The organism is Sphingomonas sp. LH128, from assembly GCF_000293195.2.
Lineage (GTDB): Bacteria > Pseudomonadota > Alphaproteobacteria > Sphingomonadales > Sphingomonadaceae > Novosphingobium > Novosphingobium resinovorum_A.
In genome coordinates this window covers 1-12,221 of sequence record NZ_ALVC01000209.1, presented here as the reverse complement: position 1 = coordinate 12,221, position 12,221 = coordinate 1, and the positions used below count along the sequence as shown (strand labels likewise).

The following is a 12,221-nucleotide window of genomic DNA, read 5'->3' as shown; positions in this document are numbered from 1 at the left end:
TGCTGGCGCGCGTCGCCGAACGTCTCAGGGAGCAGATCGCCGACAGCGACATGTGCGGTCGCTTCAGCGGCGGCGCCTTCGCGGTGGTCATTCCCGAGGCATCCGACCTCGATCGGGTAAGGCTGCTGGTCCGGCGCATCACGGACCGCCTGATCCAGCCTTACGAGATCGGCCAGCATACGGTATTCGTGGGCGCATCGATCGGCTGGGCGGTCGGCCCGCATGACGGCTCCACCGCCGAGACGATTATGCGCAACGCCGATCTGGCGCTATATCGTGCCAAGGAAACCCGCAGCAATTCGCACTGCCGCTACGAGCGCAGCTTCCACGCGCAGGCCGAGGAGCGCCGCAAGCTGGAGATCGCATTGCGAAGCGCCATGAAGCGGGACGAACTGCACCTCGCCTTCCAGCCCGTGGTCGATGCGCAATCGGAAGCGGTCGTCAGCTTCGAGGCGCTGCTGCGCTGGCGGAGCACCGAGTACGGTCCCGTCAGCCCGGAAAAATTCATCCCGATCGCGGAAGAAACGCGCCTCATCGTGCCGATCGGCGAATGGATCATGCACGAAGCCTGCAAGGCAGCCGCAAGCTGGCCCGGAGACGTGCGCATCGCCGTCAACGTATCGGGAGAGCAGTTGCTGGACCCGAACTTCGTGTGCAGTGTCATCGGCGCCCTGACGACGAGCGGCCTTGCTCCCGAGCGCCTGGAGATCGAGGTGACCGAAAGCATCTTCCTGAGCGATGCGACGCGCGCCTGCACCGCTCTGGAGCACGTCATGGCGGTGGGATGCACAGTGGCGCTGGACGACTTCGGCACCGGCTATTCGTCGCTGGGATACCTGCGCAGGATGCGCTTTTCCACCATCAAGCTGGACCGGTCGTTCGTCCATGGCGCAGCGGGCGGCAACCGGGAATGCCTGGCCATCCTGCAGGCGGTAGTGACGATGGCGGAAAGTCTGGGCATGAGCACTACGGCGGAAGGGGTCGAGACCCGCCGGGAAGTCGATATGGTACGCAAGCTCGGCTGCCGGAAGATTCAGGGATACTATTTCGGCAAGCCGGCCGACGCCCTGGCGGCGCAAGCTCTGTTCGCGATGTCCTGAGGGCTCCGGCGACAATCGAACGTGCGCAAGGGGGAAACTTTCGCAACCTCCTTTTCGAGATTGGTTCGCAAAAACTGTTCTGCCAGTCCGCGCGGCCTGCCCACCCTGCTGACCGGCCAGAATTACAATGACGTGCCGGACTTCCTGCGCTCGACCGGTGGCTCACCCACGTTCCCCTATTGCGACCCTTCATTACGCGTGAACCTGTGTACCTCCGACGACAACGAGAGCTTCTTCGCCGGAGACCGCGCGATCCGTCTCGCAGCCGCCGCCCATCTCGGCGACGTGGACCTGATGGGAGCCTACGCTTTCCGGGAACGCGGCAACTACTTCGGCAACGTCCAGTGCCCGTTCAGCAAGGTCCATGCGAAAGCCTATAACGCCGAGTACAAGTGGCAGCCCGGCAGCCGCTGGATCGATTTCCGCGCCACCGCCTGGGCGAACGACACCGTCAGCGACACGTACAGTTCCGGCGGCTTCGCCAACTCGGCCTCGGTCGCGGACCCGATCATCATCAACAGCGCGATCATGAACGCCCGCAACGATCGCTTCGGCTGAGATCACGCGCGCCTCTCCCATGGCGGCTTCGACGACCTCGAGCCAGCGCTATTGCGATCAGCCCACCAGTTGGCCCGCGCGTCTGGCGGGGCTTTCCGGGACGACCGGCATTGCGGTATTGGCCCTGCTGGCCGCGCTGTTCACATGGCAGACGCCGCAGCGCGTGTCATGCCGAACTCTCCCCCGCTGACCGTCGAATTGCAGTCGCTGGCGCCCCCGCCAGAACCGGAACGCCACGTCGCTCCGGGGCCAACCCGCGTCGAGAGGCAGGAGGCCAGGCCGCAGCCGGACCGGGAAATTCCGCCCCAGCCGATGGTCGTGCTCGTCACCGCACCGGCCAACGAGCCCCTCGCCTCCGAGCCGGTGGAGATCGTCAATCCCGGCCCGCCGATGCCCCAGACGACGGCACCGAAGGCCATCGCCGCTCCGGCAGCGCTCCGGCTGTCCAGCGATACCCGGCCGGACTGGGAAGCATCGGTGCTCGCTCACCTGGGGCGCTTCCGCCGCTATCCGGCCCCTGCCCGCCATTCCTGCGGGACGTCCGGATACCGTGGAACTGACCGTGCCGATCGAGTTCGATCTCCGCTAGGCCGTAGCCGACCAGCGCCCGGGGACCATCACCTGCTTCCACAAGGCCGGCCCCGCGAACAGCAGGGCATCGCCCACGACCATGAGCACGACGACGATCGCGCACAGGCCAAGATCGGCAAGGCCGGCCGGTGCGGGCGGATGGGCGTGCACCCGCGTGTACAGCACGCGCACCGTCATCGCCGCGAGCGTCAGGACAGCGAGGCCGCCGATGCGCAAGCCGATCTGCGCCGCCAGAGTTTCATGCCAACGGATCATACATCACCTCCCTTGAGGAGGCGCTTCAGCTACGCACCTTCGCATAGCAATTCGAGAGGGGAACCTGTGGCTCCGCATTGAGATTGCATAAGATCACGCCGGAATTCGCGCCGGAAAAATGCAAATCATATGCCGATCATATGTGTTCGACATCTTGCCGATATGGAGATCAAATGCGGTTCCATGGCATGGGCATCGGGCAAAGCAACCAAGAGGGCATGACTTGAGCAGCGACCAGACCGGTGCGATTTCGGGCCACGGCAGCGGGCCTCACGGGCGGCTGCCGACGCTCGCGCTCGGCGCGCTGGGCGTGGTGTTCGGGGACATCGGCACGTCCCCGCTTTACGCCCTCAAGGAGAGCTTCGTCGGGCACCATCCACTGGCGGTGGACCACGCTCACATCTTCGGCGTGCTCTCGCTGATCTTCTGGACGATGACGCTGATCGTGACGTTCAAGTACGTCTTCATCGTCATGCGCGCCGACAACGAGGGCGAAGGCGGCTCGATGGCCCTCCTCGCGCTGATCGGGCGGAGCCTGGGCGAAACGCGCTGGACGCCGGTGATCGCGATGCTGGGCGTGATCGCGACCGCGCTGTTCTATGGCGATGCGATCATCACCCCCGCCATCTCCGTGCTGTCGGCGGTCGAGGGGCTTACCGTCGTGGAGACGTCGCTGGGCGAACTGGTGCTGCCGATCGCGATCGTCATCCTGCTCGGCCTGTTCCTGATCCAGAAGCACGGCACCGAGCGGGTCGGCGCATTCTTCGGGCCGGTCATGGCGGTGTACTTCGTTGTTCTCGCGGTGCTGGGCGTAACCAACATCATCGTCCATCCTCAGATCATCGGCATCGTCAACCCGTACTGGGCTTGGCACTTCTTCGCGCTCGATCCCAGGCTGGCGTTCCTCGCGCTGGGGTCGGTGGTGCTGGCGGTGACCGGCGCGGAGGCGCTCTATGCCGACATGGGGCATTTCGGCCGCAAGGCCATCAGCATCGCCTGGCTCTACGCCGCGCTGCCCTGCCTCATGCTCAACTACATGGGACAGGGCGCTCTGCTGCTCGACCATCCCGAGGCGGCGAGCAATCCCTTCTTCCTGCTCGCCCCGGAATGGGCACGACTGCCGCTGGTGATCCTCGCGACGCTGGCCACCGTCATCGCCAGCCAGGCGGTGATTTCGGGCGCGTTCTCGATCACCCGCCAAGCGGTGCAGTTCGGCTTCCTGCCGAGGCTGCGCATCCTCCACACCAGCGCTTCGGCGGAGGGGCAGGTCTACGTGCCGATCGTCAACTGGGCGCTGCTGGTCTTCGTCGTCCTGCTGGTGCTCTCGTTCCGCTCATCGAGCAGTCTGGCTGCGGCTTACGGCATCGCGGTGACGGGGACGATGGTGATCACCGCCTGCATGCTGGGTGTCCTCACCTTCAGCGTCTGGCGCTGGCCGCCGGTGGTGGCGGGGACTGTCACCGGACTGTTCCTGATCATCGATGGCGCCTACTTCCTGTCGAACGCGACGAAGATCCCCGACGGCGGCTGGTTCCCCCTGCTGGTCGCCGCGATCGTCTTCGTAATGCTCACCACCTGGTCCACGGGCCGCAAGGTCATGCGCCGCTATCTTGCGGAGGGTGCCATCGACCTCGACCTGTTCATCAAGTCCACCGCCGGATCAGTGCGCCGCGTCGCGGGTACGGCCGTCTTCCTCTCCTCAACCAGCGAGGGTGTGCCGCCCGCGCTGCTTCACAACGTCAAGCACAACAAGGTGTTGCACGAGCGCATCGTCATCCTCACGGTGACGACCGAAGCGGTGCCGTCGATGCCGGAGGAAGGCCGCATCACCATCGCCGATCACGGCGCGAACTTCTACCGCATGCGCCTGCGCCACGGCTTCCTCGAGGACGTGGACATTCCCGCCTCGCTCAAGGCCGTCACCACCTGCGGCGCGCCGTTCGGGTCGATGGACACCAGCTACTTCCTCAGCCGCCAGACCCTGATCGCCTCCGAGAAGCCCGGCATGGCGCTCTGGCGCGAGAAGCTCTTCGCGTGGATGATCCGCAATGCGGCGACGCCGATGGAGTTCTTCAACCTGCCGACGAACCGTGTCGTCGAACTCGGCTCGCAAGTGGAGATCTGACACTCCGTGCGTCATTGCGAGCGCAGCGAAGCAATCCAGGGCAGTATTAAGCCGCCCTGGATTGCTTCGCTGCGCTCGCAATGACGAACAAATCCCCGTCACTCCGGCGACACGTGCAGGCGATAGCCCACGCCGATCTCGTTGCCGATGATTTGCGGGCGCTGCGGATCGTCCTCCAGCTTCTGCCGCAGGCTGCGCACCAGCACGCGCAGGTATTCGACGTGGCGCTCGTTCTCGGACGGCCAGACCTGCATCATGATCTGGTGGTGCGTGATGACCCGCCCCGGGTGCTGCGCCAGTTGCGCGACCACGGCATATTCCTTGGGCGTGAGGTGCACTTCCCTGCCCGCCTTGGTGATGCGCCGCTCCATCAGGTCGATCGACACGTCACCCGCAGTCACGGCCGACACGCCCCCGCCGCGCGCCATCCGGTGCCGCAGCGCCACGCGCAGGCGCGCCAGCAGTTCGTCAGTGTCGAACGGCTTGGTCAGGTAATCGTCTGCCCCCAGATCCAGCGCCGCCACCTTTTCGTCCGTGGCATCGCGCGCCGAGACGATGATCAGCGTCGCATCGGTCTCCTTCTTGATCAGCGGCACCAGTTCCAGCCCGTCACGATCGGGCAGGCCAAGGTCCAGCAGCACGAGATCTGGGCGCTCCTCGCGCAGGCGCTCCATCGTCTCGCGCGCGTTGCCTGCCTCGACCGTCGCATAGTCGGCCCTTCCGAGCGCCGTCTGGATCAGGCGCCGGATATGCGACTCGTCATCGACGATGAGCACCTTGTGGCGGGTCTTCATGGCATGTCCTCATTGTCGAGGTGCCGGATGATCAGCGCCTCGGGAATACGGATGGTGAAGCAGGCGCCGAAGGGGTCCTCGGCGTTGGCGGCCTCGACCGACAGGCCCATGGCCTCGGCGAAACCCTTGACGATGGCGAGGCCGAGCCCGGTGCCATGGCGCACCCGGTCGGAGCCTTCGAGCCGGGTGAACGTCTCGAACACGCGCTTTTCCTGACCCGGCGGAATGCCCGGCCCCCGATCGATCACCGACAACCGCAAGGCGCCCGGCGAACGACGGCAGCGCACCAGGATCGGCGTCCCGGGTTCGCCATAGCGCCCGGCATTGTCGAGCAGGTTGATCAGGCAATGGTGCAGCAGCACCGGATCGAGCCGTACCAGCGGAATGTCCGGCGCAATGTCGAGGTCGATCTGCCTCCCATGCAGCGCATTTCGGGTATCGTGGACGGCACTGGCAACCGCGTCGAACAGGTCGGTCGCTTCGGGCTTCATCGGCAGCGCGCCCGCCTCGACGCGGGCCATGTCGAGCAGGTTGGCGACGAAGCGGTTGAGGCGCTGCGCCTCGGCATCGATGGTCTCGACGAGGTCGGGCGACGGGTGCGTCCTGAACTCCTGCGCCGCCGTGAGGATCGTGGTGAGCGGCGTGCGCAAGTCATGGCTGACCGACGAGAGCAACGCCGCGCGTAGCCGGTCGCGCTCGCCCACGGCTTGCGCCTTGAGGTTCTCCTCCTCCAGCGCCATGCGGTCGAAGGCGATCGACGCCTGATCGAGCAGGCTCATCAGCAGCGGCACTTCGTCCGATCGCACCGGGTCGCCGGCATCCTCGCGCGCGATGCCGAGGACCGCCATCACGCCGCGGCCGGATGCGGCGGACGCACGCAGCGGGTGGAATAGCCAGTCGGAGGCGGTCAGCGTCGCCGAGCCGCGCCCGGCGGGCTGCTCATTATCGATCGCCCATTGTGCGGCGGCCAGTTCGATCTGATCCATCCGGTCCTCGGGCGGATAGGCGGCGGCGAGGTCCGGGCCTGCCAGCGAGGGCAGCAGCAGCACCGCGCGCACGTCGAGCAGACGGGCGACTTCGGCGCAGATCGCCTGCATCAGCTCGTCCTGCGTGGCCGCCGCCGTCAACTGGCGCGAGAAGCTGGCAAGCGCGGCGTTCTGGCGTGCGCTGGCGCCCGCGAGGTCGGCCTGCGCGCGGACCCGCGCGGCGAACTGGCTGGTGACCACCGCCACGCCCAGCAGCACCAGGATCGAGATCACGTTCTCGGGATTGGCAACGGTCAGCGTGCCGGTCGGCGGCAGGAAGAAGAAGTTGTAGGCGAGGCTGGAGGCCAGCCCCGCGAACAGCCCCGCCCGCAGCGAGAACGAGGCCGCCGCGAACATCACCGGGATCAGGTAGAGCAGCGCGATGTTGCCAAGGTCGATCACCTCGACCAGCAGACGGCCGAGCACGGTCATTGCCGCGACCATCAGCAGCGCCCCCAGGTAATGCGCCGGATGGCCCCATTGCCCCCATCGTTGACCTCGCCTCCTTTCGGGCTTGCGGCCACTGGCAACCGGCTCGCCCGAAGGCAGGACGTGCACGGCGACGTCGCCGATCGTGCGCACCAGCCGGTCCACCACCGAGCCGTGCCGCGCCTCGAACCACCATGAGCGGTGCGACTTGCCGATGACGATCTGCGTCGCGCGCGCATCCTTTGCGAAGCCGCCCAGCCCTTCGACGACGCCCGCCGCCGGGATGCTGGCGGTGGAAGCACCGAGGCGCGAGGCCAGCGCAAGGGTATCGGCCAGTTGTCGGCGCTCGCCATCGGAGAAGTGCTGGTCGCGCCGGGTCTCGATGTGCACGGCGGTCCAAGGCGCGCGCAAGGCGTCGGCCATGCGTTTGCCCGCGCGCACCAGCCCGGCGGCATGAGGGTGCTCGCTGACAGCGACGACGATGCGTTCGCCCACCGCGAAGCTGCCCGCCAGCGCATGGGCGCGCACGTGCTCCAGCATTTGCGCGTCCACCGCCTGCGCCGCACGGCGCAGCGCCAGTTCGCGCAGCGCGGTGAGGTTGGACTTGGAGAAGAAGTGCCCCAGCGCGCGCGTCGCCTCGTGCGGCACGTAGACCTTGCCGTCCCTGAGCCGCTCGATCAGTTCGTCGGGCGGAATGTCGACGACTTCGATCTCGGCCTGTTCGAGTATCGAATCGGGCACCGTCTCGCGCACGCGGACGCGGGTGAACGAGGCGACCACATCGTTCAGGCTCTCGACGTGCTGGATGTTGAGCGTGGAACAGACGTCGATCCCGGCGTCGAGCAATTCCTCGACGTCCTGATAGCGCTTGGGATGGCGGCTGCCGGGTGCGTTGGTATGCGCGAGTTCATCGACCAGCACCAAGGCCGGCGCTCGGGCGAGGATGGCGTCGATGTCCATCTCGCCCAGCGTGTGACCGACGTGGTCCACCGTGCGGCGGGGGATCACCTCGTGGCCCTCGACCAGCGCCCCGGTCTCTCGCCGCCCGTGCGTTTCCACGACACCGACGACCACGTCCACCCCAGCCGCGCGGCGCTGGTGGCCTTCGGTCAGCATCTCCCAGGTTTTGCCGACGCCGGGCGCGGCGCCGAGGAAGATCTTGAGACGGCCGCGACCCTCCCGCGCGGCGGCGCGCAGGAGGGCTTCGGGCGATGGGCGTTCAGGCTCGTTCACCGGACCGGCTTAGCGCGCAATGCATCCAGTCGTCGATTGAGTTCGAACACGTTGACGCGGCGTTCGCCGATGAAGGCGAGTAGCGGCTCCTCGATGCTGCCCGCGACGAGGCGGCGCAGCGCTTCGGATTCGAGCCCACGCGCGCGGGCCACGCGGTCCACCTGATACAAGGCCGCCTCGGGGCTGATATCGGGGTCGAGCCCCGAGGCGGAGGTGGTCACCAGGTCGGACGGAACGGGACGCCCTGGTGTCGCAGCCTGCATGCGTTGGAGATCGGCCTGCACCCGGTCGTGCAGCGCCTGTGAGGCGGGGCCGAGGTTGGACCCGGAGGAGGCAAGGCCGTCGTAGCCCCCCTGATCGGAAGCGCCCGCCGCCGAAGGCCGGGTGTTGAAGTAGCGCTCCGAAGTGAAGGCCTGCCCGACCACGGTGGAGCCGATCACCCTGCCGCTTTCGGTGACGAGGCTGCCATTCGCCTGACGCGGGAACAGCGCTTGCCCGATCCCGGTCATCGCCAGCGGATAGGCAAGGCCGAGCAGAATGGCGAAAAGCCCGGTCATCACGAGCGCGGGGCGCAGCGAGCTTGAAATATCGTTGGTCATTTGTCTGTCTCCTGTGAGCCTGCGCTTCGCCTCGGGGGCTTCGACAAGCTCAGCCTGAGCGGTGTTGAGAGGTTTACCCTTTTTTCCCCGTCATTCCCGCGAAGGCGGGGACCCATCTGATGGCCGTGCGATCGGCTACTTCAGGAGATGGGTTCCCGCCTTCGCGGGAATGACGGGAAAGAGAAGGTTCAGTTCGCCGTCATCCTCACGCCAGTCCCAGCCCGCCGACCGCGAGATCGATGAGCTTGATGCCGACGAACGGCGCGATCAGCCCGCCAAGGCCGTAGACCGCAAGGTTGCGCGCCAGCAGCGGTCCCGCGCTCATCGGCTTGTACGTGACGCCGCGCAGCGCCAGCGGGACGAGGCAGGGGATGATGAGCGCGTTGAAGATGATCGCCGAAAGGATCGCGCTCTGCGGGCTCGACAGCCCCATCACGTTGAGCACGCCGAGGCCGGGGTAGAGCGCCACGAACATTGCCGGGATGATCGCGAAGTACTTGGCCACGTCGTTCGCAACCGAGAACGTGGTCAGCGCGCCGCGCGTCATCAGCAGCTGCTTGCCGAGGCCGACGACCTCGATCAGCTTGGTCGGATCGCTGTCGAGGTCGACCATGTTGCCCGCCTCGCGCGCGGCCTGGGTGCCGGTGTTCATGGCGACGCCGACGTCCGCCTGCGCCAGCGCGGGGGCGTCGTTGGTGCCGTCGCCGCACATCGCGACGAGGCGGCCGCCCTGCTGCTCCTTGCGGATAAGCGCCAGCTTGTCCTCCGCCGTGGCTTCGGCGAGGAAGTCGTCCACCCCCGATTCCGCCGCGATCGAGGCCGCCGTCAGTGGGTTGTCGCCGGTGATCATGACAGTGCGGATGCCCATCGCGCGCAGTTCGCCGAAGCGCTCGCGAATGCCCGCCTTGACGATATCCTTGAGGAAGATCGCGCCCAGCAACCTGCCGTCGACGGCGACCGCCAGCGGCGTGCCGCCCGCGCGGCCGATCTCGTCGGCGATGCGGCGCAGTTCGGTGGCGGCGGCCGTCGCGCCCGCGCCGGGATTGGCGGCAAGGATCGCCTGAACCGCGCCCTTCTGGATCACGCGCCCGCCGGTGTTGACGCCGGAGATGCGGGTCTGCGCGGTGAAGGGGATGACCTCGGCGCCCTCGGGAAGCGCCGTCGCGGTCTGGCCGAACTTCTCGCGCGCCAGCACGACGATCGAGCGGCCCTCGGGCGTCTCGTCGGCAAGGCTGGCGACCAGCGCGGCTTCGGCAAGTTCGCTCATGCCCACGCCGCCCACCGTGCGGAACTCGCTGGCCTGACGGTCGCCGACGGTGATGGTGCCGGTCTTGTCGAGCAACAGCACGTCGATGTCGCCCGCTGCCTCCACCGCGCGGCCGGACTTCGCCAGCACGTTGAAGCGCACCAGCCGGTCCATGCCCGCGATGCCGATGGCCGAAAGCAGCGCCGCGATCGTGGTCGGGATCAGCGTGATGAGCAGCGCCGCAAGGATCGCCACCGGCACCGAACCGCCCGCATAGCTGGCAAAGCCGGGGATGGTGGCGACGGCGATCAGGAAGATGATGGTCAGGCCCACCAACAGCAGGGTCAGGGCGATCTCGTTGGGGGTCTTCTGGCGCTCGGCGCCTTCGACCAGCGCGATCATGCGGTCGAGGAAGCCCTGCCCCGGATTGACGGTAACACGCACGCGAATCTCGTCGGAGATGACGCGGGTGCCCGCCGTCACCGCCGAGCGGTCACCGCCCGCCTCGCGGATGACGGGCGCGCTCTCGCCCGTGATCGCGGCCTCGTTGACCGAGGCGACACCGGCGACGACTTCGCCGTCCGAGGGGATGAGATCGCCGGTCTGGACGAGGACGACGTCGTCCTTTTTCAGCAGGCTGGCGGGGACGGAGTCGTAGCGGCTACCGTCACCCTTCAGCCGCTTGGCAGTGAGTTCGGCCTTGGTGGCGCGCAAGCTGGCGGCCTGCGCCTTGCCGCGCCCTTCTGCCAGCGCCTCGGCGAACGTGCCGAACAGGACGGTCAACCAGAGCCACAGCACCAGCTGGATCTTGAACCCGGCGTCGAGGCCGTCGCGGCCGACGATGAGCAGCACCGTCAGCAGCACCGCGACGACGGCGGTGGTGAACATCACCGGGTTGCGGATCAGTTCCTTCGGATTGAGCTTGCGGAAGGCATCGCCGATCGCCGGAACGATCAGGTCTGCGGTGAACAGGGATTTGGTTTGCGATCGGGACATCGTCAGGTCCTCAGAAAAGCTGGCCACGGATCATCGCGAGATGATCGGCGACAGGGCCAAGGGCGAGGCTGGGAAGAAAGGTCAGGCCGCCCACGATCAGGACGATGCCGATCAGCAGGCCCGTCCACAGCAGCCCGGTGGTGGGGAAACTGCCCGCCGTCTCCGGCGTGTACCTTTTGGCGGCGAGGCTGCCCGCGATCGCCAGCATCGGCACGATGACGAAGAACCGGCCGAGCCACATGGCGACGCCCAGCATGCCGTTGTAGAACGGCGTGCCCGCACTCAGCCCCGCGAAGGCCGAGCCGTTGTTGCCTACGGCGCTGGTGAAGGCGTAGAGGATCTCGGAGAACCCGTGCGGCCCCTTGTTGAGCGGCCCGGCAAGGCCCGCAGGCAGCACCGAGGCCACGGCGGTCATGCCCAGGATCACCAGCGGCAGCACCGCGATCGCCAGCACCGCCAGCTTGACCTCGCGGCTCTCGATCTTCTTGCCGACGTACTCGGGCGTTCGGCCCACCATCAGACCCGCAACGAAGACGGCAAGGATGGCGAACAGCAGGAAGCCATAGATGCCTGCGCCGACGCCGCCGACGACGACTTCGCCAAGCTGCATGTTGAACAGCGGGATCATGCCGCCCAGCGCCGTGAAGCTGTCATGCATGGCATTGACCGCGCCGCAGCTCGCCGCCGTGGTGACGACCGAGAACAGCGCCGAGGCGACCACGCCGAAGCGGACTTCCTTGCCTTCCATGTTGCCTCCGGCGATGCCGAGGTGATGGAGCACCGGATTGCCCACCGCTTCCTGCCAGTAGACCACGGCGGTGCCGATCAGGAAGATCGTCATCATCGCCGCCAGGATCGCCCAGCCCTGGCGGGTATTGCCCACCGCCTTGCCGAAGCACCAGGTCATGCCGGTGCCGATCACGAAAATCGACAGCATCTGGACGAAGTTGGTCAGCGCGTCCGGGTTCTCGAAGGGGTGAGCGGAATTGGCGTTGAAGAAGCCGCCGCCGTTGGTGCCCAGCATCTTGATCGCCTCCTGCGAGGCGACGGGGCCGAGCGCGAGCGTCTGCTTCACGCCTTCCAGCGTCGAGACGTCGACCGATGCCGCCAGCGTCTGCGGCACGCCCGCCGCAATCAGGTACAGCGTGTAGACCACGCAGGCGGGCAGCAGCAGGTAGAGCGTCACGCGCGTAATGTCGGCCCAGAAGTTGCCGATTCCGGTAGCGCTGCGGCGCGCGAACCCACGGAACAGCGCGAAGGCCAGCGCGAT

General features: G+C 67.0%; 10 protein-coding genes. 3 read left to right on the top strand and 7 right to left on the bottom strand.

Translation table 11 applies throughout. From position 1 onward, the window contains the following. Together LH128_RS16865 and LH128_RS16860 are read left to right on the top strand one after the other, a co-directional pair. A partial coding sequence (locus LH128_RS16865; protein WP_037519916.1) for a putative bifunctional diguanylate cyclase/phosphodiesterase occupies positions 1–1,100 on the top strand: 1,100 nt, incomplete at its 5' end. Positions 1,101–1,160: 60 nt separating this feature from the next. Beyond that, complete coding sequence (locus LH128_RS16860) at positions 1,161–1,658, top strand: hypothetical protein (protein WP_248006209.1); 498 nt, start codon at positions 1,161–1,163, stop codon at positions 1,656–1,658. Positions 1,659–1,798: 140 nt separating this feature from the next. Here LH128_RS16860 and LH128_RS16855 read toward each other — a convergent pair whose 3' ends face one another. Both LH128_RS16855 and LH128_RS16850 read right to left on the bottom strand, forming a co-directional pair. Beyond that, complete coding sequence (locus LH128_RS16855) at positions 1,799–2,077, bottom strand: hypothetical protein (RefSeq protein WP_008830871.1); 279 nt, start codon at positions 2,075–2,077, stop codon at positions 1,799–1,801. A 166-nt stretch (positions 2,078–2,243) separates the two neighbouring features. After that, positions 2,244–2,504, bottom strand: coding sequence for a hypothetical protein (locus LH128_RS16850; RefSeq protein ID WP_008830870.1), 261 nt, complete (start codon positions 2,502–2,504; stop codon positions 2,244–2,246). A 223-nt stretch (positions 2,505–2,727) separates the two neighbouring features. On the opposite strand from LH128_RS16850, the gene LH128_RS16845 reads away from it, so the two are divergent. Beyond that, positions 2,728–4,629: a potassium transporter Kup gene (locus tag LH128_RS16845; protein ID WP_008830869.1), complete on the top strand. Its 1,902-nt coding sequence runs from the start codon at positions 2,728–2,730 to the stop codon at positions 4,627–4,629. Between the two features lie 98 nt (positions 4,630–4,727). Here LH128_RS16845 and LH128_RS16840 read toward each other — a convergent pair whose 3' ends face one another. The 5 genes from LH128_RS16840 to kdpA form a co-directional block, all read right to left on the bottom strand. Further along, on the bottom strand, positions 4,728–5,423 hold the full coding sequence (locus LH128_RS16840; RefSeq protein ID WP_008830868.1) for a response regulator: 696 nt from the start codon (positions 5,421–5,423) through the stop codon (positions 4,728–4,730). After that, positions 5,420–8,110, bottom strand: a complete 2,691-nt coding sequence (locus LH128_RS16835; protein ID WP_008830867.1) for a sensor histidine kinase — start codon at positions 8,108–8,110, stop codon at positions 5,420–5,422. The genes LH128_RS16840 and LH128_RS16835 overlap by 4 nt, the downstream gene beginning before the upstream one ends. Further along, positions 8,107–8,709 carry a potassium-transporting ATPase subunit KdpC gene (gene kdpC / locus LH128_RS16830; protein WP_008830866.1) on the bottom strand — a complete coding sequence of 201 codons (603 nt, stop codon included), beginning with the start codon at positions 8,707–8,709 and terminating at the stop codon, positions 8,107–8,109. The genes LH128_RS16835 and kdpC overlap by 4 nt, the downstream gene beginning before the upstream one ends. 205 nt (positions 8,710–8,914) lie before the next feature. Further along, entirely contained in the window at positions 8,915–10,951 is a 2,037-nt protein-coding gene (gene kdpB, locus LH128_RS16825; protein ID WP_008830865.1) for a potassium-transporting ATPase subunit KdpB, read from the bottom strand. Positions 10,952–10,961: 10 nt separating this feature from the next. Continuing rightward, positions 10,962–12,221: potassium-transporting ATPase subunit KdpA (gene kdpA, locus LH128_RS16820; protein WP_008830864.1), on the bottom strand; the 1,260-nt coding region annotated here is incomplete at its 5' end.